Annotated in this window: 26 protein-coding genes and 1 other RNA gene; 9 read left to right on the top strand and 18 right to left on the bottom strand. The window is 62.9% G+C overall.

Annotation, left to right across the window (positions count from 1 at the left end):
- Positions 1-61: 61 nt before the first annotated feature.
- The 9 genes from gcvP to QBK88_RS09475 form a co-directional block, all read right to left on the bottom strand.
- Entirely contained in the window at positions 62-2,938 is a 2,877-nt protein-coding gene (gene gcvP / locus QBK88_RS09515) for an aminomethyl-transferring glycine dehydrogenase (RefSeq protein WP_277961867.1), read from the bottom strand.
- Positions 2,939-3,021: 83 nt separating this feature from the next.
- Positions 3,022-3,405: a glycine cleavage system protein GcvH gene (gene gcvH, locus QBK88_RS09510; RefSeq protein ID WP_277961866.1), complete on the bottom strand. Its 384-nt coding sequence runs from the start codon at positions 3,403-3,405 to the stop codon at positions 3,022-3,024.
- Positions 3,406-3,449: 44 nt separating this feature from the next.
- Positions 3,450-4,532, bottom strand: coding sequence for a glycine cleavage system aminomethyltransferase GcvT (gene gcvT, locus QBK88_RS09505; RefSeq protein ID WP_277961865.1), 1,083 nt, complete (start codon positions 4,530-4,532; stop codon positions 3,450-3,452).
- Positions 4,533-4,703: 171 nt separating this feature from the next.
- Positions 4,704-6,311: an ABC transporter permease gene (locus tag QBK88_RS09500; protein ID WP_277961864.1), complete on the bottom strand. Its 1,608-nt coding sequence runs from the start codon at positions 6,309-6,311 to the stop codon at positions 4,704-4,706.
- Positions 6,312-6,321: 10 nt separating this feature from the next.
- Complete coding sequence (locus tag QBK88_RS09495) at positions 6,322-7,323, bottom strand: extracellular solute-binding protein (protein WP_277961863.1); 1,002 nt, start codon at positions 7,321-7,323, stop codon at positions 6,322-6,324.
- 133 nt (positions 7,324-7,456) lie between these two features.
- Positions 7,457-8,674, bottom strand: coding sequence for a 2-octaprenyl-3-methyl-6-methoxy-1,4-benzoquinol hydroxylase (locus tag QBK88_RS09490; RefSeq protein WP_277961862.1), 1,218 nt, complete (start codon positions 8,672-8,674; stop codon positions 7,457-7,459).
- Between the two features lie 58 nt (positions 8,675-8,732).
- A complete protein-coding gene (gene ubiH, locus QBK88_RS09485) occupies positions 8,733-9,926 on the bottom strand; it encodes a 2-octaprenyl-6-methoxyphenyl hydroxylase (RefSeq protein ID WP_277961861.1) in 1,194 nt (397 codons plus the stop codon).
- The gene (gene pepP, locus QBK88_RS09480) at positions 9,923-11,263 is read right to left on the bottom strand and encodes a Xaa-Pro aminopeptidase (protein WP_277961860.1); all 1,341 of its coding nucleotides are present in this window, start codon (positions 11,261-11,263) and stop codon (positions 9,923-9,925) included. Before pepP ends, ubiH begins: the two co-directional genes overlap by 4 nt.
- 20 nt (positions 11,264-11,283) lie before the next feature.
- Positions 11,284-11,835: a YecA/YgfB family protein gene (locus QBK88_RS09475; protein ID WP_268146298.1), complete on the bottom strand. Its 552-nt coding sequence runs from the start codon at positions 11,833-11,835 to the stop codon at positions 11,284-11,286.
- 131 nt (positions 11,836-11,966) lie between these two features.
- Between QBK88_RS09475 and QBK88_RS09470 the strand changes: the two genes are divergently transcribed.
- The 4 genes from QBK88_RS09470 (at position 11,967) to QBK88_RS09455 (ending at position 13,391) form a co-directional block, all read left to right on the top strand.
- The gene (locus QBK88_RS09470) at positions 11,967-12,176 is read left to right on the top strand and encodes a TIGR02449 family protein (RefSeq protein WP_268146301.1); all 210 of its coding nucleotides are present in this window, start codon (positions 11,967-11,969) and stop codon (positions 12,174-12,176) included.
- The gene (locus QBK88_RS09465; protein ID WP_268146303.1) at positions 12,173-12,490 is read left to right on the top strand and encodes a cell division protein ZapA; all 318 of its coding nucleotides are present in this window, start codon (positions 12,173-12,175) and stop codon (positions 12,488-12,490) included. Before QBK88_RS09470 ends, QBK88_RS09465 begins: the two co-directional genes overlap by 4 nt.
- A 31-nt stretch (positions 12,491-12,521) precedes the next feature.
- Positions 12,522-12,700: non-coding RNA, 6S RNA (gene ssrS / locus QBK88_RS09460), on the top strand.
- Between the two features lie 88 nt (positions 12,701-12,788).
- The gene (locus QBK88_RS09455; protein ID WP_277961859.1) at positions 12,789-13,391 is read left to right on the top strand and encodes a 5-formyltetrahydrofolate cyclo-ligase; all 603 of its coding nucleotides are present in this window, start codon (positions 12,789-12,791) and stop codon (positions 13,389-13,391) included.
- A gap of 91 nt (positions 13,392-13,482) precedes the next feature.
- On the opposite strand, the gene QBK88_RS09450 is transcribed toward QBK88_RS09455, so the two are convergent.
- Complete coding sequence (locus tag QBK88_RS09450; protein WP_268146307.1) at positions 13,483-13,623, bottom strand: hypothetical protein; 141 nt, start codon at positions 13,621-13,623, stop codon at positions 13,483-13,485.
- A 197-nt stretch (positions 13,624-13,820) separates the two neighbouring features.
- Between QBK88_RS09450 and QBK88_RS09445 the strand changes: the two genes are divergently transcribed.
- A complete protein-coding gene (locus QBK88_RS09445; RefSeq protein ID WP_277961858.1) occupies positions 13,821-14,270 on the top strand; it encodes an EVE domain-containing protein in 450 nt (149 codons plus the stop codon).
- Between the two features lie 3 nt (positions 14,271-14,273).
- Here QBK88_RS09445 and QBK88_RS09440 read toward each other — a convergent pair whose 3' ends face one another.
- A complete protein-coding gene (locus tag QBK88_RS09440; RefSeq protein ID WP_277961857.1) occupies positions 14,274-14,687 on the bottom strand; it encodes a flagellar basal body-associated protein FliL in 414 nt (137 codons plus the stop codon).
- Between the two features lie 148 nt (positions 14,688-14,835).
- On the opposite strand from QBK88_RS09440, the gene QBK88_RS09435 reads away from it, so the two are divergent.
- Together QBK88_RS09435 and QBK88_RS09430 are read left to right on the top strand one after the other, a co-directional pair.
- Positions 14,836-15,813 carry an NADPH:quinone oxidoreductase family protein gene (locus QBK88_RS09435; RefSeq protein ID WP_277961856.1) on the top strand — a complete coding sequence of 326 codons (978 nt, stop codon included), beginning with the start codon at positions 14,836-14,838 and terminating at the stop codon, positions 15,811-15,813.
- Positions 15,814-15,920: 107 nt separating this feature from the next.
- Positions 15,921-17,069, top strand: a complete 1,149-nt coding sequence (locus QBK88_RS09430; RefSeq protein ID WP_277961855.1) for a hypothetical protein — start codon at positions 15,921-15,923, stop codon at positions 17,067-17,069.
- A gap of 82 nt (positions 17,070-17,151) precedes the next feature.
- On the opposite strand, the gene QBK88_RS09425 is transcribed toward QBK88_RS09430, so the two are convergent.
- Positions 17,152-17,799 carry a gamma-glutamylcyclotransferase gene (locus QBK88_RS09425; protein WP_277961854.1) on the bottom strand — a complete coding sequence of 216 codons (648 nt, stop codon included), beginning with the start codon at positions 17,797-17,799 and terminating at the stop codon, positions 17,152-17,154.
- Positions 17,800-18,144: 345 nt separating this feature from the next.
- On the opposite strand from QBK88_RS09425, the gene QBK88_RS09420 reads away from it, so the two are divergent.
- Complete coding sequence (locus QBK88_RS09420; RefSeq protein ID WP_277961853.1) at positions 18,145-18,621, top strand: sn-glycerol-3-phosphate transporter; 477 nt, start codon at positions 18,145-18,147, stop codon at positions 18,619-18,621.
- Between the two features lie 8 nt (positions 18,622-18,629).
- Here QBK88_RS09420 and QBK88_RS09415 read toward each other — a convergent pair whose 3' ends face one another.
- The 6 genes from QBK88_RS09415 to QBK88_RS09390 all read right to left on the bottom strand — a co-directional run bounded on the left by QBK88_RS09415 (position 18,630) and on the right by QBK88_RS09390 (position 25,934).
- On the bottom strand, positions 18,630-19,598 hold the full coding sequence (locus tag QBK88_RS09415) for a CDP-6-deoxy-delta-3,4-glucoseen reductase (protein WP_277961852.1): 969 nt from the start codon (positions 19,596-19,598) through the stop codon (positions 18,630-18,632).
- Entirely contained in the window at positions 19,598-21,064 is a 1,467-nt protein-coding gene (gene ubiD, locus QBK88_RS09410; protein ID WP_277961851.1) for a 4-hydroxy-3-polyprenylbenzoate decarboxylase, read from the bottom strand. Before ubiD ends, QBK88_RS09415 begins: the two co-directional genes overlap by 1 nt.
- A 69-nt stretch (positions 21,065-21,133) precedes the next feature.
- Entirely contained in the window at positions 21,134-23,131 is a 1,998-nt protein-coding gene (locus tag QBK88_RS09405; RefSeq protein WP_277961850.1) for an acyltransferase family protein, read from the bottom strand.
- 155 nt (positions 23,132-23,286) lie between these two features.
- Positions 23,287-24,546 (bottom strand): transcription termination factor Rho, encoded by a 1,260-nt coding sequence (rho, locus tag QBK88_RS09400; protein ID WP_027979976.1) that lies wholly within the window; start codon positions 24,544-24,546, stop codon positions 23,287-23,289.
- Positions 24,547-24,793: 247 nt separating this feature from the next.
- Complete coding sequence (gene trxA / locus QBK88_RS09395; protein WP_027979977.1) at positions 24,794-25,123, bottom strand: thioredoxin TrxA; 330 nt, start codon at positions 25,121-25,123, stop codon at positions 24,794-24,796.
- Between the two features lie 121 nt (positions 25,124-25,244).
- A complete protein-coding gene (locus QBK88_RS09390) occupies positions 25,245-25,934 on the bottom strand; it encodes an FCD domain-containing protein (RefSeq protein WP_277961849.1) in 690 nt (229 codons plus the stop codon).
- A gap of 246 nt (positions 25,935-26,180) precedes the next feature.
- On the opposite strand from QBK88_RS09390, the gene QBK88_RS09385 reads away from it, so the two are divergent.
- On the top strand, positions 26,181-26,966 hold the full coding sequence (locus QBK88_RS09385) for a transporter substrate-binding domain-containing protein (RefSeq protein ID WP_277961848.1): 786 nt from the start codon (positions 26,181-26,183) through the stop codon (positions 26,964-26,966).
- Positions 26,967-26,976: the final 10 nt, after the last annotated feature.

Genomic DNA, 26,976 nt, shown 5'->3' with positions numbered 1-26,976 from the left:
TGGCTGCAGCGCGGGCATTTCCCTGTGGGACACCGCGGCGTGCCCCTGGGGCAACACGTATTCATCCGCGGTAGTCGGCTATCGGCACGCACGCGCAGAACAGATTCCTGTCCCCATACACATTGTCCACCCGGTTCACTGCTGGCCAGTATTTATGCGCCTTTGTGTGGCTGCTGGGGGTAACCGCCTGAGCGATCGAGTAGGGCCGCTGCCATGCTCCGGTGATGTCTGCCAGGGTGTGTGGCGCGTGCTTGAGCGGGTTATCCTCGGCCGGCCAGTGGCCGCTGCCGACCTGGGCAATTTCGGCGCGAATGGCCAGCATGGCTTCGACGAAGCGATCCAGTTCGGCCTTTGACTCGCTTTCCGTCGGCTCGATCATCAGCGTGCCTGGCACCGGGAAAGACATGGTCGGAGCGTGAAAGCCGTAGTCGATCAGCCGCTTGGCCACATCCTCCTCGCTGATGCCGGTCTGCGCTTTCAATGGCCGCAGGTCGATGATGCATTCATGCGCCACCCGGCCATTGCGGCCGCTGTAGAGCACCGCGAATGCCGCGCCCAATTGCTGCGCCAGGTAATTGGCCGAGAGGATCGCTACCTCGGTGGCATCCACCAGCCGCGGCCCCATCATGGCGATGTACATCCAGCTGATCGGCAGGATGCTTGCGCTGCCCCACGGCGCGGCGCTGACGGCGCCGTTGTTCGGCAAGGGACCCTCGATGGGCACCACCGGATGGTTGGCCACGAAGGGGGCCAGGTGGGCGCGCACACCGATTGGGCCCATGCCCGGGCCTCCGCCACCATGGGGTATGCAGAACGTCTTGTGCAGGTTCATGTGCGATACATCGGCGCCGATATCGGCGGGCCGTGCCAGGCCAACCTGGGCGTTGAGGTTGGCACCGTCCATGTACACCTGGCCGCCGTGCTGGTGAACCACCTCGCAGATCTGGACGATACCTTCCTCGTACACCCCATGGGTGGAGGGGTAGGTGGCCATCAGGCAGGAAAGCTTGTCGCCCGCGGCCTGGGCCTTGGCCTTGAGGTCGTCGAGGTCGACGTTGCCGGCCTGGTCGCATTCGACGATTACCACCTGCATGCTCGCCATCTGCGCCGACGCCGGGTTGGTGCCGTGCGCTGAGGCCGGAATCAGGCAAATGTTCCGCTGCCCCTGCTGGCGGCTTTCATGGTACCTGCGGATCGCCAGCAGCCCGGCGTATTCGCCCTGGGCGCCGGAGTTGGGCTGCATGCAGATGGCATCGAAGCCGGTGATCGCGCACAGCCATTGTTCCAGTTCATCGATCAGGGCCTTGTAGCCACGGGCCTGGTCCACCGGGGCAAAGGGGTGCAACTGGGCAAAGCCGGGCCAGGTGATGGGGATCATCTCGCTGGTGGCGTTGAGCTTCATGGTGCAGGAGCCCAGTGGAATCATTGACTGGTTGAGGGCCAGGTCCTTGTTCTCCAGTTGCTTGAGGTAGCGCAGCATCTCGGTTTCGCTGTGATGCTGGTTGAACACCGGGTGAGTCAGGTACGTCGAGGTGCGCGCCCACTCATCGGGTATGCCAGGCGCCAGCCCCTCGGCATCCAGTGTCGCGACGTCGAGGCCATGGTCGACGCCCAGGAAAATGTCCCACAGCGTGCCAACGGTGGCGGCATCGCAGGTTTCATCCAGGCTAACGCCCAACTGCCCACGCCCCAGAATGCGCAGGTTGATCCGTGCCGCCTGGGCGCTTTCGAGGATGGCGGTCTGGGCGCCGCCTACTTCAAGGGTCAGGGTGTCGAAGAAATGCGTGTTCAGGCGCCTGAGGCCCTTGCGCTCGAGGCCAGCCGCCAGCACCTGCGTCAGCCGGTGCACCCGCTGGGCGATGCGCCGCAAGCCCTCAGGCCCGTGGTACACGGCATAGAAGGCAGCCATATTGGCCAGCAGTACCTGCGCGGTACAGATGTTCGAATTAGCCTTCTCCCGGCGAATATGCTGTTCGCGGGTCTGCAGCGCCATGCGCAGCGCCACGTTGCCACGGGCATCCTTGGACACGCCGATGATGCGCCCGGGAATGGCGCGCTTGTAGGCCTCACGACTGGCGAAATAGGCAGCGTGTGGGCCGCCATAGCCCATGGGCACGCCAAAGCGCTGGCTGGAGCCGAAGACCACGTCGGCGCCCAGCTCACCGGGCGGGGTCAACACAAGCAGGCTCAGCAGGTCGGCGGCCACGCAGGCGATGGCCTCCCGGGCATGCAGTTGCGCTATCAGTGGCCGCAGGTCGCGAACCTCGCCATGGGTGTCGGGGTATTGCAACAGCGCCCCGAACACCTCATGGCTCGCCAGGTTATCCACAGTGTCGACCACCAGCTCGATGCCAAACCCGTCGGCACGGGTCTGCACCACCGACAGGGTCTGTGGGTGGCAGTGGCTGTCGACAAAGAAGCGCGGGCTTTTCGACTTGCTCACCCGCCGCGCCAGGGCCATGGCTTCGGCCGCCGCGGTGGCTTCATCGAGCAACGAGGCATTGGCCAGTTCCAGGCCAGTAAGGTCGATGGTCAGTTGTTGAAAACTGAGCAGGGCCTCCAGCCGGCCTTGGGCGATTTCAGGCTGGTAAGGGGTATAGGCGGTGTACCAGCCAGGGTTTTCCAGGACGTTGCGCAGTATCACGGCTGGGGTCAGCGTGCCGTGGTAGCCCATGCCGATCAGGCTGGTCCATACCTGATTCTGCTCGGCGTAGCCGCGCAACTTTGCCAATGCGGCGTTTTCGTCCAGCGCCGGGGGTAACTGCAGCGGGCCGCTGAAGCGAATATTCGGGGGGACGGTCTGTTCGATCAGCTCGGCACGGCTGGTAAGGCCCAGGGCGTCGAGCATGGCGCGCTGTTCAGCGGCATCGGGGCCAAGGTGGCGCCGGGAGAAGGCATCGGGGTCTTGCAGTTCACTCAGCGCTGGCAACCGGGACATGGCGGCTCTCTCTTCCGGAAACAAGGCCTCGACGGGTCGAGGCCTGTTCAGTCTAGAAAGAGATTGCCGCCTGCGCCGGGAAGTTACTCGCCGATGGCGGCTTTGTAGCCCGCAGCGTCCAGCAGGTTGTCCAGTTCAGCCTTGTCGCTTGGCTTGAGCTTGAAGATCCACGCGCTGTAAGGCTCCTCGTTCAATGCCTCCGGGCTGTCGGCCAATTCTTCGTTGACGGCGATCACTTCGCCCGACACAGGTGCGTAGATGTCCGAGGCAGCCTTTACCGACTCGACCACGCCGGCGGCGTCGCCAGCAGTGAAGACCTTGCCCACTTCGGCCAGCTCGACGAACACCACGTCCCCCAGGGCTTCCTGAGCGTGGTCGGAGATACCGACGGTGACGGTGCCATCGGCTTCCAGGCGCGCCCATTCGTGGCTTTCGGCAAAACGCAGTTCAGCGGGGATATTGCTCATGGTTTCTTGTCCTCAACAGGGTCGGCGGCAGGCCCGCACAGTCATCAGATCAGGGTTTTGCCATGGCGCACGAAGGTGGGCCGCACTACCCGTACCGGGTACCACTTGCCGCGGATTTCCACCTCGGCTCGGTCGGCGGTGGCCATCGGTACGCGCGCCAGGGCGATCGATTTGCTCAACGTAGGGGAGAAACTACCACTGGTGATCTCCCCTTCGCCAATTTCTGCGATACGAACTACCTGGTGGGCACGCAGCACCCCGCGTTCTTCGAGCACCAGGCCAACCAGTTTTTCCTCGATGCCCCTGCCTTGCTCGGCCAGCAGCGCCGCGCGGCCGATGAAATCGCGCTCGGCCGGCTCCCAGGCAATGCTCCAGGCCATGTTGGACACCAGAGGTGAATGGGCCTGGTCGATATCCTGGCCGTAAAGGTTCATGCCAGCCTCCAGACGCAGCGTATCCCGGGCCCCAAGGCCGATTGGCGAAAGGCCGGCGCCCACCAGGTCGTTGAAAAAGGCCGGGGCCTGATCCCTGGGCAGGACGATCTCCAAACCGTCTTCACCGGTATAACCCGTACGGGCGATGAACCAATCGCCGTCAGTCAGGCCTTGGAAAGGTTTGAGCTGCGCGATCAGGTTGCCCCGCGCCTGGGTCACCAGCTCCGCGACCTTATGCCGCGCACTCGGCCCCTGGATGGCGAGCATGGCAAGCTCGGGGCGCTCGTGTATTCGCACGTCGAAACCCGCGGCAGCCGTGCCGAGCCAGGCCATGTCCTGGTCACGGGTGGCGGCGTTGACCACCAGCCGGTAACCGTCCTCCAGCAGGTAGACGATCATGTCGTCGACGATCCCGCCCTGCTCGTCGAGCATGGCGCTGTAAAGCGCCGCGCCGACGGCGCAAAGGCGCGCTACATCGTTGGCCAGCAGGTGCCGTAGAAAGACCTGGGCCTGTGGGCCGGCAATGTCGATCACGGTCATGTGCGACACATCGAACACACCGCAGTCACGGCGCACCTGATGGTGCTCCTCAACTTGCGAGCCGTAATGCAGGGGCATGTCCCAACCGCCAAAATCAACCATTTTGGCGCCCAGCGCCAGGTGCAGGTCATAGAGAGGCGTACGCTGTCCCATGGGTTTCTCCTTCCGGGCTTGGCGAAGGCGCGAGTACTGGGCTGAACACCTTGAAGGCTCTGGAACAGGGCTTTCAAGGGTGCCTATAAGTGCCGATCACAATGATCGGCCGCGCTGAATGCCGCGCATTGTAGCCGCAAGCCGCGGCCCTGACACCTTTGGGCACAGGCGTCACTGGCTTTGACCGATACGCCGTGCCGAACGTCGAATCAAACCGATCACCGGCAGCAATCCCACCAGCACCAGCGTCAGGGCGGGCAACGAAGCCCGCGCCCATTCACCTTCACTGGTCATCTCGAATACCCGCACGGCCAGCGTGTCCCAGCCGAAGGGGCGCATCAACAGCGTAGCGGGCATTTCCTTCAGAACGTCGACGAACACCAGCAAAGCGGCGCTCAATACCCCTGGCACCAGCAGGGGCAGGTAGACGCGAAAGAACAGCTGCGGCCCGCCAACCCCCAGGCTTCGGGATGCTTCAGGCAGTGACGGACGAATCTTCGCCAGGCTGCTTTCCAGCGGGCCGTAGGCCACGGCCATGAACCGCACCACGTAGGCGAGTACCAGTGCCGCCAGGCTGCCCAGCAACAGCGGCCGCCCGGCCAGGGGTATCACCAGAGCTTTGTCCAGGTAACTGAAGGCCAGCATGATCGCCACCGCCAGCACGGAGCCTGGCAACGCATAACCCAGGTTTGCGAGCCCTACGCCAGCCCCGATGACGGGCGTCGGCGCCAGGCGCCTGGCAAATGCCAGCACCAGGGCCAGGGTCACGGTGAGCAGCGCCGCCAGGGTGCCGAGGTAGAGGGTGTGAAGAATCAGGCCCAGGTAACGCTCGTCCAGGTCGAAACGGCCGCGCTGCCAGCACCAGGCTAGCAATTGCAGCACCGGCACCACGAATGCACAGGCCAGTACCAGCCCACACCAGAGGCTGGCGGCGAACGCCTTCCAGCCCCGCAGTTGATAGCGCAACTGCCCGCGCGCACGCTCGCTGCCAGCATGAGCCGCGCCGCGGGCCCGGCGTTCGCCATACAGCACCAGAACCACTGCCACCAGCAGCAGGCTGGCCAGTTGCGCCGCGCTGGCCAGGCTGAAGAAGCCGTACCAGGTCTTGTAGATAGCCGTGGTGAAGGTGTCGAAATTGAAGACCGCCACGGCGCCGAAATCCGCCAGGGTTTCCATCATGGCCAAGGCCACTCCCGCGCCGATGGCCGGACGCGCCATGGGTAGCGCCACGCGCCAGAACGCCTGCCAGGGCGACTGGCCCAGCACCCGCGCCGCCTCCATCAAACCGCGCCCCTGGGCCAGGAAAGCAGTGCGCGCAAGCAGGTACACATAGGGGTAGAACACCAGCACCAGGACAGTGATGACGCCACCGGTGGAACGCACACGAGGCAACCGCAGCCCGTTGCCCAGCCATTCGCGCAGCACTGTCTGCAGTGGGCCGGCGAAGTCCAGCAAGCCAACGAAAACAAAGGCCAGCACGTACGCAGGGATGGCGAAAGGCAGCATCAGTGCCCAATCCAGCCAACGCCGGCCCGGGAACTGGCAGAGGCTGGTGAGCCAGGCCAGGCTCACCCCCAGAACGGTGACACCCACACCAACGCCAAGCAGCAGCGTCAGGGTATTGCCCAACAAGCGCGGCAGTTGGGTGGCCCACAGGTGCTCCCAGATGGCCACGTCGATACTCTGCCAAGATAGCAACAGGACGCTCAAAGGCAACAGCACCAGCGCCGCCATGGCCAGTACGGGCGGGTACCAGCGGCGCTGGCCGGAACGCTTCATGGCTGGAGCGTCAATTCCAGCCAGCGCGGTCCATCAACCGGATGGCCTCGGCCTGGCGCTTGCCTGCCACTTCCACCGGCAGGGTATCGGCCTTGAAGCTGCCCCAGCCCGCCACTTCGGCAGAAGGCTGTACCTCTGGGTTGGCCGGGAACTCCTGGTTGGTATCGGCGAAGATCTTCTGCGCTTCGGCGCCCGTCATCCATTCGACCAAAGCCTTGGCCGCTTCCGGGTGCGGGGCGTGACGGGTCAGGCCGATGCCCGAGAGGTTGACGTGCACCCCACGGTCGCCCTGGTTGGGCCAGAACAGCTTGATCGGCAGTTGCGGGTCCTGGCGGTGCAGGCGCCCGTAGTAGTAGGTGTTGACGATACCCACGTCGCATTGGCCAGCCTTGATGGCTTGCAGCACCGCGATGTCGTCGGAGAAGACGTCGGTGGACAGGTTGTTGACCCAGCCCTTGAGGATGGTTTCGGTCTGCGCCGCGCCGTGGGTTTCGATCAGGGTGGCGGTCAGCGACTGGTTGTAGACCTTCTTGGCCGTGCGCAGGCACAGGCGTCCTTCCCATTGCTTGTCTGCCAGGGCCTCGTAAGTGGACAGCTCCTGGGGTTTCACCCGCTCGGTGGAATAGACAATGGTACGCGCCCGCAGGCTGAGGCCGGTCCAGTCATGGCTGGCGGCGCGGTATTGCGCGGGGATATTGGCGTCGATGACGCTGGAACGGATGGGTTGCAGGATGCCCATCTGTTCGGCCTGCCACAGGTTACCGGCGTCCACGGTCAACAGCAGGTCGGCGGTGGCGTGCTCGCCCTCGGCCTTGATGCGCTGCATGAGCGGCGCTTCCTTGTCGGTGATGAACTTGATCGGCACGCCGGTTTTCGCGGTGTAGGCGTCGAACACAGGCTTGATCAGCTCGTCGATGCGCGAGGAATACACCACCACCTCATCGGCGGCTCGGGCCTCGTTGGCGAACAGGGTCAATGCCAATGCGGTGAGAATGCGCTTGGTTGCCAGCATGGAAAGAAGCCCCGGATCGAATGAGGGGCAAATGGTAGAGAAACGCATTTGCCATCTCAATCGATGCGTGAAGCAAGCAGTTACCAGATGTTTCCCCCGACGATCGCAGTGGTTGCCTGCAGGACCAGCTAGGTTACGAGCGGGCGAGCTCGGGCAGGTCGCCGCTGAGGCCCAGCGCCTGGCGCACGAACGCGGCCTTGGCTTCAGGCATCTGTTCCACCCACTTCAGGCCGCTGTTGCGCAGCCAGCGCAGGGGCAGCGGGTCGGCCTGGAACAGGCGCTCGAACCCTTCCATGGCCGCCATCAGCGCCAGGTTGTGGGGCATGCGCCGGCGCTCGTAACGGCTGAGCACACGCACATCGGCCAGGCGTTCGCCACGGCCGTGGGCATGCATCAGTTCCTCGGCCAGCACCGCCGAGTCCAGGAAGCCCAGGTTCACTCCCTGGCCCGCCAACGGGTGGATGGTGTGGGCGGCGTCGCCGATCAGGGCCAGGCCAGGGGCGACGTAGCGCTTGGCGTGGCGCTGGCGCAAGGGCACGCACACGCGCCTGTCGGCATGCTCGACCGTGCCCAGGCGCCCCTCGAAGGCACGCTCCAGTTGCGCGCAGAAGCGCTCATCGTCCAGGGCCATGAGGCGCTCGGCTTCAGCGGGCGTGGTCGACCAGACAATCGAGCACCAGTGCTGCTGGTCGGCATGCTCGAGCGGCAGGAATGCCAGCGGGCCGTCATCGGTGAAACGCTGCCAGGCAGTGCGCTGGTGAGGTTGCGCGCAGCGCACGCTGGTGACGATGGCGTGGTGCAGGTAGTCCCACTCGCGCGTCTCGCAACCGGCCAGGCGCCGTACCGCGGAATGGGCACCATCGGCAGCGACCACCAGCGGAGCGCGCACGGTGCGGCCGTCAGCCAGGGTCAACAGCCAGTCATCGCCGGAATGGCGCAGCTGCTCCAGGCGGGCATTGGCCAGCAGGCCGATGTCACTGTCGTGCAACTGTTCGAGCAAGGCATCCTGCACCACACGGTTCTCGACGATGTGGCCCAGCACTTCGGCATGCACACTCGCAGCGCTGAAGTGGATATGCCCTGTGCCGCTACCGTCCCACACGCTCATGTCACCGTAGGGGCTGGCCCGGCGGCGCGCAATACCGTCCCAGGCACCCAGGCGCTGCAGGATGCGCTGGCTGGCCGCCGACAAGGCACTGACCCGTGGTTCGAAGGGCGCCTGTGCATCGAACGCCTTGACGCTCAAAGGGCTGCCATCGACTACCAGGATTTCCAGGCCGCTGTTCTGCAACGCCAGGGCCAGCGCACTGCCCACCATGCCGGCGCCGACTACTACCAGATCTGCACGCATTTCCATGCTCAAGCCTGTTCCACGGAGTTGAAGGGAAGGAAAACCGAAATCGCCATGTTCAACCCTGCCTGTCGGCGCGGGTTCCCAGGCCCATGGCCTGGCGTGCGAACCAGCGCTTGGCCGGGGGCAGCAGGTCAAGGCCCAGCAAGCCCAGGTTGCGGCCGGCCGCCACCAGTGGTTGGGAGGAGCCGAACAGGCGCGTGACCTTGTCGGAAAAACCCACGGTCAGGTCCTGATCGGGGCGCTGGGCCTCGCGGTAGCGTTGCAGGGTAGCGAAGTCGCCCAACGGCGCCTGGCTCGCCAGGAGGGTGTCGGCCAAGGCCTGCACGTCTCGCAGGGAGAGGTTGAAACCCTGGCCGGCGATCGGGTGCAGCGCATGGGCGGCGTTGCCCAGCACCACCAGGTGCGAACGTACCTGCTCTTCGGCTTCCACCAGGGTGAGCGGGTACAGGTGCCGGGCACCCACCTGCTGCAACGTGCCCAGCCGGTAGCCGAACACACCTTGCAGTTCCTTGAGGAAACTGCGTTCGTCGATCTCGGCCAGGCGCTTGGCGTCCATTCCCTGGCGGGTCCATACCAGCGCGCAGCGGTTGTCCGGCAGCGGCAGCAGGGCCATCGGGCCGTCATCGGTGAAACGTTCGAACGCCAGGCCTTCATGGGGCTGGCTGGGGCTGATGTTGGCGATCAGGGCGCTCTGGTCATAAGGTCGGCGGCGCACGGCGATGCCCAATTGCTCGCGCAGGCCCGAGCGGCCGCCGTCGGCCAGTACCGCCAGGTCGCAGTCCAGGCTGGTGTCGTCGTTGAGGGTCAGGCGGTAACCGTCTTCCAGCACCTGCAGGCGGGTAACCTCGGCGGGCACGCGCCAGCTCACGACTTCAGGGTCCAGGGCCTGCCACAGGCACTGGCCCAGCCAGGCGTTTTCCACTACGTAGCCAAGGGCCGGCACGCCTTCCTCCAGGGCCGTCAGGCGGGTGACGCCAAAGCGGCCGCGGTCGGACACATGGATTTGCCTGATGGGTTCGGCGCGACGGTGGATAGCCTGCCACAACCCCAGGCGTTCGTAGATCTGCCGGGTGCCGAACGACAGCGCCGAGGAGCGTGCGTCGTAGCTGGGCTGGTAGGTATCGCCGGGGGCGAACGGCTCGATCAGCATGATCTTCCAGCCGCGGGCCTTGGCGCCGGCCTGCAGGGCCAGGGCGAGGCTGGCGCCGACCAGGCCGCCGCCGATGATTGCCAGGTTCACGCGGTTCATGCGGCCTCGGTACGTGCTTGAGCCATCAGGGCTTCGATTTCGGCGACGGACTTGGGCACGTCGCCGGTCAGAATGTCACAGCCGGTGCGAGTGACCACCACATCGTCCTCGATGCGCACGCCAATGCCACGCCATTTTTTCGCGACGTGCTGGTTGTCAGGGCTGATGTAGATGCCCGGCTCGACAGTCAGGGTCATGCCCGGCTCCAGTACTCGCCACTCACCGCCCACGCGGTATTCGCCAACGTCATGCACGTCCAGGCCCAGCCAGTGGCCAGCACGGTGCATGTAGAAGGCGCGATGGGCCTCGGCGGCGATCAACTCATCGACGTCGCCCTGCAGCAGGCCCAGTTCCACCAGGCCTTCGGTAATCACCTGCACCGTGGCTTCATGAGCCTGGTTCCAGTGCTTGCCGGGGCCGATGGCAGCGAAAGCCGCTTCCTGGGACCTGAGCACCAGCTCGTAGATAGCTTTCTGCTCGGGGGAAAAGGTGCCGCTGACCGGGAAGGTGCGGGTGATATCACTGGCGTAGCAGTCGATCTCGCAGCCTGCATCGATCAGCACCAGATCACCGTCCTTGAGCACGGCATCATTCTGCTGATAGTGCAGGATGCAACTGTTGCGGCCGGCGGCGACGATGGAGCCATAGGCCGGCATCTTCGCCCCGCCCTTGCGGAATTCGTAGTCAAGCTCGGCTTCCAGGCTGAACTCGTGCAGCCCGGCGCGGCAGGCCTGCATGGCACGCACATGGGCACGGGCGGAGATCTGCGCGGCATGGCGCATGACCTTCACCTCGGCCGCCGACTTGTACAGGCGCATGTCGTGCAGCAAGTGGTCCAGCGCCACGAATTCATTCGGCGGCTGGGAACCCAGGTTGGCCTTGGAGCGAATCACGTTGATCCACTCCATCAGGTGCCGGTCGAACTCGGGGTGGCTGCCCATGGCCGTGTACACCCGGTCGCGGCCTTCGATCAGGCCAGGCAGGATGTCATCGATATCGGCAATGGGGAACGCGTCGTCGGCGCCGTAGTCCCGCACCGCGCCTTCCTGGCCTGCGCGCAGGCCATCCCATAGCTCGCGCTCGGGGTTGCGCTCGCGGCAGAACAACACGTACTCGCCGTGCTGGCGACCAGGGATCAGGGCAATCACCGCCTCAGGCTCGGGAAAGCCACTGAGGTACTGAAAGTCGCTGTCCTGGCGGTACACGTGCTCCACATCGCGGTTGCGGATGGCCACCGCGGCGGCCGGCAGAATGGCAATGCTGTTGGGCTCCATCTGCGCCATCAGAGCCTTGCGTCGACGAGCGTATTCCGACTTCGGGATATGAGTTACTGGCACAAGGGGGGCCCTTTTTGGCATCAGTGCAGGGAAGGCTTGGCAGCCGCCACTGGCTTGGCGCACTCGGTGAAGAGCAACATCGGCGCCACGCGCAGGTACTCCATGACTTCCATATAGTCGCTTTCGGCGTCTTCGGACTCTTCCAGCGCTTCCTGCACCTGGGAAATGGCGTCCATGTCCTGCAGGATTTCCTGGGCTTCCTGGCTCAGGTTCTTGCCACCCGAGTGCAGGCCAAAGCCGGTCAGGAAGCCTTGGCACCACTGGCCCAGGGCGGTGGCACGCTCGGTCAGCGGCGTCTCGTCGGCCGGCAACAGGATGACGATGGTGACGTCATCGCCGGTCAGTTCGCCCTGAACCATCTGCTGCAGGCCAACCAGCGCATTGCGCACGTTGTCCGCAGGTTCGGTGTCCAGCGACAATGCTGCGTCCGCCAGCCACCCTTCGGCGTCGAAATCGGCGCCGGCGCAGCTGCGGCCCAGCAGCAAGCCATGCAGCTCGGCAGGGGAAACGGGGTGACCGCCAGCGTTGAGCAGGTCGGCGAAGCCTTGATACGGGGATTTCTGAATAGACATGGCAACTAGGCGCCAGGCGGCGCAATGACTAGAATGAAGACCTTGTATCCTAGCACCGGCAGGCGCGCCAAGACCATCGAAGCGGCCAACTCGTTAACACGCCACTCACCGATCTTATCGAACGGGACCCCATGGAACAGAACGACCTGCAAGCGCTGATGGGCCGCCTCGAGCTGTTGATCGACCGTGTCGAGCAACTAAAACGGCAAAACGGACTCCTATTAGCTCAGGAAAAGACCTGGCGCGAGGAGCGCGCACACCTCATTGAAAAAAATGAAATCGCCCGGCACAAGGTCGAATCGATGATTTCGCGCCTCAAGGCCCTGGAGCAAGACTCATGAGTTCAAGCAATAGCGTCACTGTTCAGATCCTCGACAAAGAGTACTCGATCATCTGCCCGCAGGAAGAGCGCAGCAACCTGGTGAGCGCCGCGCGCTACCTGGACGGCAAGATGCGCGAGATCCGCAGCAGCGGCAAAGTGATCGGCGCCGACCGCATCGCAGTGATGGCTGCGTTGAATATCACCCATGACCTGCTGCACAAGCAGGAGACACCCGACGTGGCCGCCAGCGGGTCGACCCGTGAGCAGGTTCGCGACCTGCTCGACCGCGTCGATCTGGTACTGGCCACTGATCAGGATGAAACCCGGGGCTGAAACATTGTGATTGTTTCGGGTATACTTGCGCCGCTCCCTGGAGTGCTTGCCAGTCGGTCATGTCCCTGAGCCGATACGCACAACCACGGGGGTTGCACGCTGGGGCCGGTGCGCATGTCCGCTTGACGGAAAGCCTTAACGCCTCCTGCAATCTCCACCTTGAACTTTCGGGTTCAAGGGCTACACCGACAGCGGTTCGTCGGGGAGTCTCGCTTTACTTGCCTGTGCCAGGCCTTGCCGGCATGGGCACAAGCCCCGCCACGCTATGTGGCCCGGGCGTTTCAGGATGGCCCACGCCATGACCGAAGCCGCACCTCTGTCGCGCCCGCAGCTACGCCGCCTCTTGCGCGATGCGCGCCGCGCACTGACCCCAGCCCAGCAACGCACCGCCGCTCGCGGGCTGTACCGCCAACTGGCTCAACACCCTCTGTTTCGCCGCGCCCGCCATGTGGCGTTGTACCTGCCCAACGACAGCGAAATCGACCCGCGCCTGCTGCTGGCCGAAGCCCAGCGCCGTGGCAAGAAAACCTATTTGCCGGTGCTCAGCGCCTGGCCGCGGACCAAAATGGTGTTTCAACAGGTCCGTGCGGGTGAGGCATATCGTCGCAACCGCTTCCGTATCCACGAGCCGCATATCAACCCGGGGCGCCAGAGGGTCATCTGGGCACTGGACCTGATCCTGCTGCCGCTGGTGGGGTTTGACGAGGTGGGTGGCCGGTTGGGCATGGGCGGCGGGTTCTACGATCGCAGCCTGGCCTACCGCGGTCGCCGCACCGCGTGGCACAAGCCGGTACTGCTGGGGCTGGCCCATGAGTGCCAGAAGGTCGAGCGGCTGGCGCAGGCCAGTTGGGATGTGCCGTTGCAAGGCACCGTCTCGGACCGGCGCTGGTACCTGGCCTGATGATCGCGGGTGCACCTGGCGGCCAGAATCCACGCCAACAAAAAAGGCCCATCGGCAAAAACCGATGGGCCTTTTTCATGTACACCATGCATCAGCGATAAGGCGCAGGCGCCGTCACTTCAACCGGGGCATTGGCCTTGCGGTCCCACAGGGACTGCGCGTAGCCCGTGGTCACCACGCCCAAACCGAACAAAATGACCAATATCCAAAGCAAATCCGGTTTGCGGCGCATCAATTGCCCCCCTGCAGGCAAATCATGGTGGTGTGCAACACGAAGCGGGAAAATGGCCCCTGTGTTTACGTGAAGCGTAAAATGCGCGCATTCTGCGGCAACATGACGCTACACGCAAACGCTGACGTCAACCGACCGTCGGGTTGTCGTAAAAACGCCACATAGACAGATTTTGTTGCAAATTTGGAGCAAGAACCATGGCCTACTGGCTGATGAAATCAGAGCCCGACGAGCTTTCCATCAAGGACCTGGCCCGCCTGGGCGAAGCCCGCTGGGATGGCGTGCGCAACTATCAGGCACGCAACTTTCTGCGCGCCATGGCCGTGGGGGACGAGTTCTTTTTCTACCATTCCAGTTGCCCTGAACCAGGCATCGCCGGTATCGCCCGCATCACTGCGCCCGCCTATGACGACCCTGCGGCCCTGGACCCGCAAAGCCCCTACCATGACCCCAAGGCCAATGCCGACAAAAACCCCTGGAGCGCTGTCGACGTGGGGCACGTAGAGACCTTCGCGAAGGTCCTGGGGCTGGGCTACCTCAAACAGCAGGCCGCCCTGGCAGAGTTGCCGCTGGTTCAGAAAGGCAGCCGCCTTTCGGTCATGCCAGTCACCGCCGGACAGTGGGCGGCAGTGCTGGCACTGCGCTGAGGGTTACTGCACGATCAGGTTGTTGAACAGCAAGTCCTCGACCATGGGCTTGCCTTCCTCATTGGCCATCACATCCTGGACCTGCTTGAGTGCTTCCTGGCGCAGTTTTTCCTTGGACTCGACGTTGCTGAACGAGTCTGCGGTCTGCTGGGTGAACAATGTCACCAACTGGTTGCGGATCAGCGGGTCCTGGCGTTTGACCGCGGCTTCAGCTTCGGGGCCCGTGACGCGCAACGCCACATCGGCCTTGTAGACGTGCAGCCGCGGGCTGCCATCCAGCGCGTAGTTGCCCACGAAGGGCGGGCTCAGGGTGATGTAGCTGACTTTGGGCGGGCCGCCTTCTTCCTTGCCTTCCTCGGCCATGACGGCCGACACGGGTAGCGTCAGGGCCAACACCATCAAGATCCACGCTTTCACAAATTCAATCCTCTTTCTGTTGGCGCAAGCATACCAAGGTTAACCCAGGCGCCAGTGCTTATGGTTGGCTATCAGCTGGCGGCATGCTCGTTGACCGCATTTTCGTCACACCTACACTATCGGCCACAACCTGCAAAGGAATAGCCCGATGAAAGCTGTGCTGTGCAAAGCCTTCGGCCCTGCCGAAACACTGGTGCTGGAAGAGGTCGCCAGCCCGGCGATCAAAAAGAACGAAGTGCTGCTGGAAGTACACGCCGCCGGGGTCAATTTCCCGGATACGCTGATCATCGAAGGCAAATACCAGTTCAAGCCCCCCTTCCCGTTCTCCCCGGGTGGCGAAGCGGCGGGCGTGGTGCGCGCGGTAGGCGAGCATGTCAGCCACCTGAAAGTGGGTGACCGGGTGATGGGCCTGACCGGCTGGGGCAGCTTCGCCGAGGAAGTCGCCGTTGCGGGCTATAACGTTCTACCCATCCCCGACGGCATGGGCTACACCGCTGCGGCCGCTTTCAGCATGACCTACGGCACTTCGATGCACGCGCTCAAGCAGCGCGCCAACCTGCAGCCGGGCGAAACATTGCTGGTGCTGGGCGCTTCCGGTGGCGTCGGCCTTGCGGCCGTGGAGATAGGCAAGGCCATGGGTGCCCGGGTCATCGCGGCCGCCAGCAGTGCCGACAAGTTGGCCGTGGCCAAGGCGGCCGGGGCCGACGAACTGATCAACTACGCCGAAACCAGCCTGAAAGAGGAGATCAAGCGCCTGACCGGGGGTAATGGCGTGGATGTCATCTATGACCCCGTGGGCGGCGACCTGTTTGACCAGGCGGTGCGTTCCATTGGCTGGAACGGCCGCTTGCTGGTGGTGGGGTTTGCCAGTGGCCGTATTCCTGAGCTGCCGGTCAACCTGGCGCTGCTCAAGGGTGCGGCGGTGGTCGGGGTGTTCTGGGGCTCGTTTGCCCAACGCCAACCACAGGACAACGCCGCCAATTTCCAGCAACTTTTCCAGTGGTTTGCCCAAGGGAAGGTCAAACCACTGGTCTCGCGAACCTATCCACTGGCCGAGGCAGGCATTGCCATCGACGCGCTCGCCCGGCGCCAGGCCGTGGGCAAGCTGGTCGTCGAAGTACGGTAAAACGCTTCCCTTGGCGGAAAAGCTTCAGGATTCCCTGCATCGCCACATGACGTTGAACTGGCCGGCATGCCACCCGGCCCCAATGTCATTTGAACAGGGAGTTCATCATGGAAGAGTCACGCACCTTTACCATCTATTTTTGCGGTACCAGCGCTACCCATTTCGACAGCCATAACAAGAATTACTGGGACGGCGAACTGGTTGCCACCCTCGCCGCCAATACGCTCGATCGTGAGTTCTCCCATTGGATAGTGGTGGATGGCCCTGGCAGCGGCAACCTGCAGGCCGATGAACTGACGGTGGAGTCAAAAGACCACCCTTATGCGGGCGTGCTGTTTGGCAAAGGCTGGGAAACCAACGTGCGGCACGCCATGAACATGATCAAGGGGCAGTTCGAATGGCAGCGTGAGAAGCTGACCGCCGAGCAACACAAGACACTGCAAGACGCTGGCATTCCGATTGACGACGTGGATGTCAAAGGCACCTTCTGGTCCCGCGTCTATGACTACGGCGACCGCAAGGTCACGCCACAGCAACTGCAACAGGAAATCGTCAATCGGCACCGCAAGGGCGGCAAGATACCAGAACAGGTCAATATCGTCGGGTGGAGCCGCGGCGCAGTGAGCTGCCACATGCTTGCCAACGCGATGCTCGCCGACCCGGAACTCAAGCACGTCCCCGTGAACATCTTTGCGGTCGACCCGGTACCAGGTCTCTTCAACTTCCAGCCCGAGCGAGTGAAGCTGGGGCCGAATGTGCGCGAGTACGTGGGTTTCTTTGCCCGTGACGAGCGCTCCCGCGGTTTCGCCTGCGTGGTGCCGGAAACTGATGGCACCACCACGACTCGTCTGTTTCCGTTACCTGGACGCCACGCCACCCTGGTGGGCAATGCCGCGCTGGATGGGGTAGAGGGGCTCAGGATCCTGCCCGAGCCCGGCATGGTTGTTCGCCACCTGGCAGAAACCTGCCTGCGCCGATGGGGCGTGAACCTGGCCAAATGCCTGAATTTCACTGGGGACGAACTGGCCCGTGCCCACGATACCATGCACAAGCACGACCAAAAGTTCATCGACATGCGCCAACACAGCTACACCAAGTTAAGGGAATCGGAAGGTCCAGACCGAGCCATCAGCCTGGGCAAGGAATGGGAGGCCTTTTCCAGAGTGAAAGGCGATAAATACACACCTAAAGTGGGCCTTTCCGCCCCGGTACACGGCGGGCACACGCTCTATCGTGAACTGCTGGAGGGCAAATAAACCCATCGTGAATCGAGGCGAGGGGCTGGCCTGCAGCCCCCCACCTGTCCCCTGGTTCAGCCTATCAAGCCGCTTGCATCGCCTAGTTGTCCCGGCAATGGCAGCGTTTTATCCGTGCCTCCAGGTTGCGGTCCGGCATCTCATGGGTACGCAGCGCGCTGATGGTCTGCTGGACGTACTCAAGGGTGCTGCCAAAACGCCCGCTGGCACTTTCCAGCACATGGCTCAGCAGGTTGTCGGGCAAGTTTCCCGCGTAGCTGGGGAGGTGGCGTTCCAGCACGAAGCCCAGCGCCTGCACCTTCGTACCGTCTTCCAGGCGGCAGTTGAGCCAATGAGGACGGTAAGAGGGATAAGGCATCTCCCGTTGCCATAGCGCCAGCAGGGAGTCTTGCAGCTCTTCCTGAGGCAAGCGATACGCAAAGCCGCTGCAGGAGCCGCCTCGGTCCAGGCCAAACACCAGGCCAGGGCACTCGGGGGTGCCACGGTGCTCATGGGACCAGAGGTAAAGACCTCGATGGTAACCGTGGACGCGAGCACGCCTGCGCTCGACGGCGCTGCATTCCGGACGCCAGATAAGCGAGCCGTAGGCAAAAAGCCAGACCGGCCCACCCTTGTGGCGGGCCATGGTCGTTTCGAGTGAGTGCACCAACTGCTCGTGGGTCAATTGCGGCCCGAGATCGAGCGAAGGCGGATAAACCACATTGAAGTGTGCAGTTTCGATAGCCGACATGGTGTCGCCTGATATCCCCGTGAATCGACAGCGTCGGCTCACTTTAACTGATTGTTACAACAGTGTTGTTACCGTACGGCAGATAACCTCTGAAAATCAAGCCCTTGCGTTTTCTTATAAGAAACGCATTTTACGTTGGTTATAAGCACCGAAGCGGGTCATGGCCCAATGAAGCGCACCGAACTGGCTCTTTCGCAGCCATGTGGCGTGCTTCCTGTGCGTGAGAATAGTGCACTTGACGACCAAGTAAACTTTCCTACGATATATTCAGAGGTTTCATGTCTAGAAACTTCCTATCGACTTGCGAGAAAAAGCCCGCCTCCCTGATTGATAGCGGTTGACCTCATGAAATACCCTGGCCTCACCCTTGCCGGCACCACCCTCGCCACACTGCTTGCCGCCGCCCCTGCGCTGGGGGCATCGGAGGAAGGATTCTGGTACCTGCAGGGCAGTGTCTTTACCCGTCATTTCGCCAGCAACGGCAACTACAACAATCATCAGGATCTACTGGGCCTTGAGCGCAACCAGGCTTCGGGCCTGATCATGGGCGGCGCTGCATTCCGCAATTCCTTCAGCCAACGCTCGGAATACGCCTACATTGGAAAACGCTTTGACGTGCCTGACTCGGCGGTTTACTACAAGCTCAGCGCCGGCTTGATCCACGGTTACCGGGGCAAGTACCGCGACAAACTGCCCCTGAACCGCTTTGGCGTGGCACCTGCGGTGATTCCGGCAATAGGGGCCCACTGGGGCCCCGTCGCCGCCGAGGCGGTGCTGCTGGGGCTGGCAGCCACCATGGTCAACGTCGGTCTGCGTTTCTGAACCCCAGCTCAGGGGCGTGGGGCGTAGGCGAAGACGTCCGCACGCATCTGGTGCGCGTCCATGCCCGCCGCTACCAGGGCATCCAGCGTGGCATAGATCATGGCGGGTGAGCCGCTGGCATACACGTGCACGCCCGCAAGGTCGGCAATGTCCTCGCACACCGCCTCGTGCAGCATGCCGCAGCGCCCTTCCCACCCGCATAGGTCGCTGACGACCTTGTGCAGGAACAGGTTGGGCAGCGACTCCCACTGGTCCCAGTGTTCGATCTGGTAGAAATCCTCTGGCCTGCGCACGCCCCAGTACAAATGCACCGGATGCTTGAAGCCCTGGGCCCGGCAGTGCTCGATCAGGCTGTGCATTTGCGCCATGCCGGTACCGGCAGCGATCAGCACCAGCGGCCCATCCGGCAGCTCGGCCAGGTGCGTGTCACCGAATGGCAGTTCCACCCGGGCCATGCCAGTGTGCTGCAACTGCGCAATGAGGTTCTGGGCGCTGGCTTCGCGCACCAGCACGTGCATTTCCAGGTCGCGCCCGGCGTGGGGCGCCGAGGCCAGGGAAAATGCCGACTTGTCCCCACCTTCACGCTCGATCATCAGGTACTGGCCGGCGTGGTAGCGCGGTGGTTTGCCGGCCGGGGCGCGCAGGCGCACCCGCCAGACGTCGCCGCCCACCGGCGCACATTCGCTCAGTTGGCAGGCAAAGCTGCGCACAGGCAGCTCCCCCAGCGCCAGCACGCCGTCCCACAGCAGCACGCAGTCTTCCAGCGGTTCGGCGATGCAGGTGTAGATCTCGCCATGGTCATGCTCCACCCCTTCCTGGCGGACCCGCCCTTCTACCAGCAAGGCCGAACACACATGGCAGTTGCCATTGCGACAGCTCTGCGGGCACTCATGGCCCAGCCGCTGGGCCGCTTCAAGAATCCGTTCTCCGGGCTGCGTCTCCAGCACCGCGCCCGATGGCTGCAAGGTTACGCGCATCAATCTATCCCTAGCTGGTTCCACAGTTCATCGATGCGACGGGTCACGGCATCGTCCTTGACGATCACCCGGCCCCACTCACGGTTGGTCTCGCCTGGCCACTTGTTGGTGGCATCCAGCCCCATCTTCGAGCCCAGGCCCGATACCGGCGAGGCGAAGTCGAGGTAGTCGATGGGGGTGTTGTCGATCATCACCGTATCGCGCTTGGGGTCCATGCGCGTGGTAATGGCCCAGATCACGTCGTTCCAGTCCCGGGCGTTGATGTCGTCGTCGGTGACGATGACGAACTTGGTGTACATGAACTGGCGAAGGAACGACCACACACCCAGCATGACGCGCTTGGCATGGCCCGGGTACTGCTTCTTCATGGTCACCACCGCCATGCGGTAGGAACAGCCCTCGGGCGGCAGGTAGAAATCGGTGATCTCCGGGAACTGCTTCTGCAGGATCGGCACGAACACTTCATTGAGCGCCACGCCCAGAATCGCCGGTTCATCGGGCGGCCGGCCGGTATAGGTACTGTGGTAGATCGGCTTGGTACGGTGGGTGATGCGCTCCACCGTGAACACCGGGAACTGGTCAACTTCGTTGTAGTAGCCGGTGTGGTCACCGTAAGGGCCTTCGTCAGCCATTTCGCCAGGGTGAATCACCCCTTCCAGGACGATTTCCGCGCTGGCCGGCACCTGCAGGTCATTGCCACGGCACTTCACCAGTTCGGTGCGGTTGTCACGCAGCAGGCCAGCGAAGGCATATTCGGAAAGGCTATCGGGCACCGGTGTGACCGCGCCCAGGATAGTGGCCGGGTCGGCGCCCAGCGCTACCGAGACCGGGAACGGTTGGCCCGGGTGTTTCTCGCACCACTCGCGGAAATCCAGCGCGCCGCCACGGTGGCTCAGCCAACGCATGATGACCTTGTTGCGGCCGATGACCTGCTGGCGGTAGATACCCAGGTTCTGCCGCTCTTTGTTGGGCCCGCGGGTAACCGTCAGGCCCCAGGTGATCAACGGCGCCACATCACCTGGCCAACAGGTCTGCACCGGCAGCATGCCGAGGTCGACGTCGTCACCCTCGATGACCACTTCCTGGCAGGCTGCGTCCTTGACCACCTTGGGGGCCATGGCAATGATTTTCTTGAAGATGGGCAACTTCGACCAGGCATCCTTCAGGCCCTTGGGCGGCTCGGGCTCCTTAAGAAAGGCCAGCAGTTTGCCGATCTCGCGCAACTCGCTGACGTCCTCGGCCCCCATGCCCAAGGCCACGCGGCCAGGGGTGCCGAACAAGTTGCCCAACACCGGAATATCGAAGCCGGTGGGTTTTTCGAACAACAGCGCCGGGCCCTTGCTGCGCAGGGTTCGATCGCAGACTTCCGTCATTTCAAGCACCGGAGAAATCGGCACCTGAATGCGTTTCAACTCTCCGCGCTGCTCAAGCTGCTGCACGAAATCCCGAAGATCCTTGAATTTCATTGACCATGCCACTCGTAAAATAGGCGTACATCGTACCTGCTCTGGCGCGCGCTGGCAGCCGCCGGTGCCTCAATCGGCAGAATTGGCCTGAATTCTCCCGCTATCCGTGGCCCCGGCCCCGCGCTCGAACAGTGGCGCAAGCAGCGGTTGCAGGTAAGCCGTGGCACCATCTCCGTAATGGTTGTCATCCATGTACAGCGATTGGCCGTCGGCTTCGATACGGCAGGTGTGGCCGTCACTGCAGAACAGCGCCGCCGGATCAATGATTCGCACGTTGCTGTCCGCCGCCGCCAGTTGGCCGAACAGCTGGCTGATGAAGGCCTGCCGACGGCGATGCTCCGCCAGCGGCAACCCTTCATTGGCTACCGGGCGGCCAAGCATGGCCAGGCGCGTCAGGCGGTAGGGCACCCGTTGCTTCTGCAAAGGCGCTTCCTCCACCAGCCATACCCTGCGGTGCTGTTCACGCAAGCGGGCCACCAGTGCGGCGAGTTGGGTAGCCAGCTGTTGCTCGGCGTAGTGGCGGTCGGCGCGGCCTTGAGGGGTGTGCAGCATATAGGTGGTGTCGCCCAGCCCGTCACCATACAGGTACAAGCTCCAGCGGGCGGCCAGTACTACGTCGTGGACGGCGGGCGCCTGGGCCAGGGCCAACATTGTGCCATTGAAGTCACGGCAGGCGCGCTTGCCCTCCAGCCCCGGCACGGGGATACAGCCGGCGCGCGCGGCCAACGACACTGGGGTGCCGTGATCCTTGGCGGCCAGGGCCAGCGCAGGCCCCATGCCCGCCGCGTGGCTGTCGCCCCACACCAGCATTGCCGGTGGCGGGGGGCCTGCGGGGCCAAGGGTGCACACTGGCTGTTGCGCTTTGCGGTCAGACAGGCAGTCGCGCTGCCCGGCATTCCATTCCCGTGCCTGGGCATAGCGCAGCGCTTGCGGGGAAAGGCGCGACGGCACGCCATCGGCCTGGCGCAGCGCCTGGCCAGCTACCCCAACCAATACCATCAACCCCAATGCGCAGGCCAGCACCTGCCGGGCGCTGGCCGAAACCCGCCCCTGACGCAGCGGCCGCTCGAACCAGCGCCAGGATGCATAGGCAAGCACCAGGCTCAATACCAGCAGGCCAGCCACCTGGAGGGCGCTCAACCCGTCCACGGCTGCATACGACGCAAACACATGCACGGGCCAATGCCACAGGTACCAGGAATAGGAAATCAGCCCTGTTCCCACCATTAGCCGCGTGCTCAGCACCCGGCCTACCCAGGTAGCGTGCGCACCATTGGCCCAGATCAGCGCCAGCGTTCCAACTACCGGCAACAGGGCCGCGACACCCGGGAAGGGGGTGTGGGCATCGTAAAACACCGTAGCGGCCACCAGCATCGCCACACCCACCAGGCTGGCCAACTGGTACACCCAGGGCGCTTGGCGGCTGGCGGCAATGGGCGTGACCGCCAGCAGCGCGCCGGCCAACAGCTCCCAGGCGCGCATGGGCAGCAGGAAGAATGCCGCGGAAGGATCATGCCGCACGGCCCATACGCTCAATGCAAGGGAGACCAGCAGCAACCCCAGCAAGCACAGGCGCCAGCGCCGCAGGTAACGGATGAGCAGCCCGAGCAACAGCGGGAAGACGATATAGAACTGTTCTTCCACCGCCAGCGACCAGGTATGCAGCAACGGCTTGAGGTCCGATGCCGTGTCGAAGTAGCCGTCCTGACGCTGGAACAGAATATTGGACGCGAACATCGCCTGGTAGCGAACTGAGCGCCCCAGGTCACTGTAGTCATGAGGGGTGAGCAGGAACCAGCCCACCACCATGCACACCACCATCACCAGAAAAAGCGCGGGCAAGATACGCCGCGCCCGACGCGTCCAGAACTCCAGGAAGCTGAATTGGCCGGCCTGGTGCTGACGCCAGAGAATGGAGGTGATCAGGAAGCCCGAAATCACGAAGAAGATATCCACACCCACGAACCCGCCGCTGAACCCGGCGATGCCGAAGTGGAACAGCACCACGATTGCTACAGCCACTGCTCGCAGCCCGTCGATATCGCGACGATAGGCTAATACTGCCATGACAATCCCTTGTTATAAGTTGTTCGGACCTGAGCAGTGTAAGCGCAGGCAAGCCGGCGTTTACAGGAGTACCAAGAGCGCTGGAAAGTTCGGTTTCGAGGCAAAAAAAATGGCGCCCCGCAGGGCGCCATCTTCAAGCAACCAGGCTGGCCTGGTTACTTGCGTTTCATCGACAGGAAGAACTCGTCGTTAGTCTTGGTCTGCTTGAGCTTGTCGACCAGGAACTCGATGGCGGCGACTTCGTCCATCGGGTGCAGCAGCTTGCGCAGAATCCACATGCGCTGCAGTTCGTCGTCGGCAGTCAGCAGCTCTTCGCGACGGGTACCCGAACGGTTGATGTTGATGGCCGGGAATACGCGCTTCTCGGCGATCTTGCGGTCCAGGGGCAGCTCCATGTTGCCGGTACCCTTGAACTCTTCGTAGATCACTTCATCCATCTTCGAGCCGGTTTCAACCAGCGCGGTGGCGATGATGGTCAGCGAGCCGCCTTCCTCGATGTTACGCGCGGCACCGAAGAAACGCTTCGGCTTCTCCAGGGCGTGAGCGTCGACACCACCGGTCAGTACCTTGCCGGAGCTCGGGATCACGGTGTTGTAGGCGCGGGCCAGACGGGTGATGGAGTCCAGCAGGATGACCACATCCTTCTTGTGCTCGACCAGGCGCTTGGCCTTCTCGATCACCATCTCGGCAACCTGCACGTGGCGGGTTGGCGGTTCGTCGAAGGTGGAGGCAACCACTTCGCCGCGCACGGTGCGCTGCATTTCGGTCACTTCTTCCGGACGTTCGTCGATCAGCAGCACGATCAGGTGAACTTCAGGGTTGTTACGGGTGATGTTCGACGCGATGTTCTGCAGCATGATGGTCTTGCCCGCCTTCGGCGGAGCAACGATCAGGCCACGCTGGCCCTTGCCGATCGGCGCGCACAGGTCGATGACACGGCCGGTGAGGTCTTCGGTGGAACCGTTGCCGGCTTCCATCTTCATGCGCACGGTGGGGAACAGCGGCGTCAGGTTTTCGAACAGAATCTTGTTCTTCGCGTTTTCCGGACGGTCGAAGTTGATGGTGTCAACTTTCAACAGGGCGAAGTAACGCTCGCCTTCCTTTGGAGGGCGGATCTTGCCGACGATGGTGTCGCCGGTGCGCAGGTTGAAGCGACGGATCTGGCTTGGGGAGACGTAGATGTCGTCCGGGCCGGCCAGGTAGGAAGCGTCAGCCGAACGCAGGAAGCCGAAGCCGTCCTGGAGAATCTCCAGCACGCCATCACCGGAGATTTCCTCGCCGCTTTTGGCATGTTTCTTCAACAGGGAGAAAATCACATCCTGCTTGCGCGAACGGGCCATATTTTCTATGCCCATCTGTTCGGCCATTTCGAGCAGATCGGTAATCGGCTTTTGCTTGAGTTCAGTCAGGTTCATAAGGGAATGACGTAATCATGTATGGAGGGAGAAATTAAGCTTTGGGCTTAATGAGGCCGCGCCGCAGAGAAGGCGACAGGATCGCGTACTAATTCGAGTAGGAGTGCGTCGGCGACGGCTTGCAGGGGGCACTAGAGATACCAGTGCGAGGCCGAATGTAACACCTGAATTTCTGGGCGTCTAGTCGTTGGCCCAAGAAAAAGCCCCGCAAGGTGCGGGGCTATTACCACTGGATATTACAGCGCTATTACAGGCTGGCATCCAGGAAAGCGGCCAATTGCGACTTGGACAGGGCGCCGACCTTGGTGGCTGCGACTTCACCGTCCTTGAACAGCATCAGCGTAGGAATACCACGCACGCCGTGCTTGGCAGGGGTTTCCTGGTTGTCGTCGATGTTCAGCTTGGCGATGGTCACTTTACCTTCGTAGGTACCCGCGATTTCATCCAGTACAGGCGCGATCATCTTGCATGGGCCACACCATTCAGCCCAGTAGTCAACGAGGACAGGGCCCTTGGCCTTGAGGACTTGTTCCTCGAAGGTGGCATCAGTGACGTGCACGATTTTATCGCTGCTCATGAAGGGTCTCCGTTGGAAAATTCTGAAATAACTTGGCCCATCATAACGGCACAGGCGGCCTACAGGAAGCCGATGATGATTGTCTCTAACTATAGTGCTTCAAGATTTGAACAATGGCCGGTCAGGTCGCCACGAAGGCGATTGACGTGCGCAAGGCTGCCGCGCGGATATGTTCCTGCATGGCCCTGGTAGCCGGTGCAGCGGCGTGGCGCGCCAGGGCGCGAAGGATTTTACGGTGCTCGTGCCAGGTCTCCATGGCCCGCTCGGCACGGATAAATGGCAGTTTCTGGCTCTCCAGGAAGATGTCGGCGCTGGCGACCAGAATGCTGGCCATGGCCTGATTGCCACTGGCTACCATGATGCGCCGGTGAAACTCGAAGTCCAGGCGCGCGGCCGCTTCGAAATCCCCGGCTCGCAGCTCGGCGCGCATGCTTTGGACATTGCCCTCGAGGCAGTCGAGCTCATCGGCGGTCAGACGAACGGCAGCCAGGCCGGCGGCGAAACCTTCCAATGCATAGCGCAGTTGAAAGATGTCTTCGGGGGCCGCCTGGGCAGCGAATGGCCACGCCAACCCGGCGGCGGTCGGACTGCCGGCCTGCACGAAGACTCCTTTTCCCGGCTGGATGCTGACCACCCCCAGTGCGCTCAGCGTTGACAGTGCTTCGCGCAGTGAAGCCCTGCTCACCCCCAGTTGCTCGGCCAAGTCACGTTGGGAAGGCAGCGCGGCGCCCGCCTCGTAGCCTTGCCGGGCAATCAGCTGGCGAATGCCTTGGATAGCGACGTCGGGGACTGCTTGGTTGAGGGAAGTCATGGGGCTTTCCGGCTAAGTGGAACTGCCGTTTTAGCGCGAATTTCCAGGCAGGGCAAATCACGCCCGATAACGGTTCACCCCCGTTTTTATTGGGCGAAAGTAGTGCAAAAACCCGCGCGGCACCACGCAACTGTTCAGACCAGTAAGACCTCACCTGGAGCCAGGAAACAGGGGCCACAGCGATGACCCCCCGCCGGTGGCATGACCTGTGCACAGCCCCTTCCACTCACTTTCGGAGACCGTGCCATGATCCAGCGCTGTACCGCCCTGCTCACCGCTCTGTTCGCCAGCCTGATGCTCTGCCAGGCCCCCGCCCACGCCGACGGCCTGGAGGATGTGGTCAAGCGCGGCACCCTGAAAGTCGCCGTGCCCCAGGACTTTCCGCCGTTTGGCTCCGTAGGCCCTGACATGAAGCCCCGCGGCCTGGATATCGACACCGCCCAATTGATCGCCGACCGGCTGAAGGTCAAACTCGAGCTGACCCCGGTCAACAGCACCAACCGTATTCCCTACCTGACCACCGGAAAGGTGGACCTGGTGATTTCCAGCCTGGGCAAAAACCCTGACCGCGAGAAAGTCATCGACTTCTCCAACGCCTACGCACCGTTCTACCTCGCGGTGTTCGGCCCGCCCGACGCGCCCGTGGCCAACCTCGACGACCTCAAGGGCAAGACCATCAGCGTTACCCGTGGGGCCATTGAAGATATCGAACTGACCAAGGTGGCCCCCGAAGGCGTGACCATCAAACGCTTTGAAGACAACAACTCGACCATCGCCGCTTACCTGGCCGGCCAGGTGGACCTGATTGCCAGTGGCAACGTGGTCATGGTCGCCATCAGTGAGCGCAACCCCAAGCGCATACCGGCGCTGAAGGTGAAGCTCAAGGACTCGCCGGTGTACGTGGGCCTGAACAAGAACGAGCCGCAGTTGCTGGCCAAGGTCAACGAGATCATCGCCCAGGCCCGCCAGGACGGCAGCCTGGAAAAGAATTCGCAAACCTGGCTCAAGCAGCCGCTGCCTGCCGACCTCTGAGGCGCCGAAC

It is taken from the genome of Pseudomonas sp. RIT-To-2, from assembly GCF_029623465.1.
GTDB lineage: Bacteria > Pseudomonadota > Gammaproteobacteria > Pseudomonadales > Pseudomonadaceae > Aquipseudomonas > Aquipseudomonas silvicola.
The sequence above is the reverse complement of the archived record's forward strand: the minus strand, read 5'-3'. Positions and strand labels throughout refer to the sequence as shown.

Coding starts and splice junctions, on each gene's coding strand:
- rho (WP_027979976.1), bottom strand. CDS start 24,546: ATGAACCTGACTGAACTCAAGCAAAAGCCGATTACCGATCTGCTCGAA.
- QBK88_RS09415 (WP_277961852.1), bottom strand. CDS start 19,598: ATGCGCGTAACCTTGCAGCCATCGGGCGCGGTGCTGGAGACGCAGCCC.
- QBK88_RS09445 (WP_277961858.1), top strand. CDS start 13,821: ATGGCCTACTGGCTGATGAAATCAGAGCCCGACGAGCTTTCCATCAAG.
- ubiD (WP_277961851.1), bottom strand. CDS start 21,064: ATGAAATTCAAGGATCTTCGGGATTTCGTGCAGCAGCTTGAGCAGCGC.
- QBK88_RS09450 (WP_268146307.1), bottom strand. CDS start 13,623: ATGCGCCGCAAACCGGATTTGCTTTGGATATTGGTCATTTTGTTCGGT.
- QBK88_RS09475 (WP_268146298.1), bottom strand. CDS start 11,835: ATGTCTATTCAGAAATCCCCGTATCAAGGCTTCGCCGACCTGCTCAAC.
- QBK88_RS09470 (WP_268146301.1), top strand. CDS start 11,967: ATGGAACAGAACGACCTGCAAGCGCTGATGGGCCGCCTCGAGCTGTTG.
- gcvT (WP_277961865.1), bottom strand. CDS start 4,532: ATGGGACAGCGTACGCCTCTCTATGACCTGCACCTGGCGCTGGGCGCC.
- QBK88_RS09420 (WP_277961853.1), top strand. CDS start 18,145: ATGAAATACCCTGGCCTCACCCTTGCCGGCACCACCCTCGCCACACTG.
- gcvP (WP_277961867.1), bottom strand. CDS start 2,938: ATGTCCCGGTTGCCAGCGCTGAGTGAACTGCAAGACCCCGATGCCTTC.
- QBK88_RS09425 (WP_277961854.1), bottom strand. CDS start 17,799: ATGTCGGCTATCGAAACTGCACACTTCAATGTGGTTTATCCGCCTTCG.
- QBK88_RS09390 (WP_277961849.1), bottom strand. CDS start 25,934: ATGACTTCCCTCAACCAAGCAGTCCCCGACGTCGCTATCCAAGGCATT.
- QBK88_RS09435 (WP_277961856.1), top strand. CDS start 14,836: ATGAAAGCTGTGCTGTGCAAAGCCTTCGGCCCTGCCGAAACACTGGTG.
- gcvH (WP_277961866.1), bottom strand. CDS start 3,405: ATGAGCAATATCCCCGCTGAACTGCGTTTTGCCGAAAGCCACGAATGG.
- QBK88_RS09500 (WP_277961864.1), bottom strand. CDS start 6,311: ATGAAGCGTTCCGGCCAGCGCCGCTGGTACCCGCCCGTACTGGCCATG.
- trxA (WP_027979977.1), bottom strand. CDS start 25,123: ATGAGCAGCGATAAAATCGTGCACGTCACTGATGCCACCTTCGAGGAA.
- QBK88_RS09495 (WP_277961863.1), bottom strand. CDS start 7,323: ATGCTGGCAACCAAGCGCATTCTCACCGCATTGGCATTGACCCTGTTC.
- QBK88_RS09430 (WP_277961855.1), top strand. CDS start 15,921: ATGGAAGAGTCACGCACCTTTACCATCTATTTTTGCGGTACCAGCGCT.
- QBK88_RS09455 (WP_277961859.1), top strand. CDS start 12,789: ATGACCGAAGCCGCACCTCTGTCGCGCCCGCAGCTACGCCGCCTCTTG.
- QBK88_RS09405 (WP_277961850.1), bottom strand. CDS start 23,131: ATGGCAGTATTAGCCTATCGTCGCGATATCGACGGGCTGCGAGCAGTG.
- QBK88_RS09490 (WP_277961862.1), bottom strand. CDS start 8,674: ATGCGTGCAGATCTGGTAGTAGTCGGCGCCGGCATGGTGGGCAGTGCG.
- QBK88_RS09385 (WP_277961848.1), top strand. CDS start 26,181: ATGATCCAGCGCTGTACCGCCCTGCTCACCGCTCTGTTCGCCAGCCTG.
- QBK88_RS09465 (WP_268146303.1), top strand. CDS start 12,173: ATGAGTTCAAGCAATAGCGTCACTGTTCAGATCCTCGACAAAGAGTAC.
- ubiH (WP_277961861.1), bottom strand. CDS start 9,926: ATGAACCGCGTGAACCTGGCAATCATCGGCGGCGGCCTGGTCGGCGCC.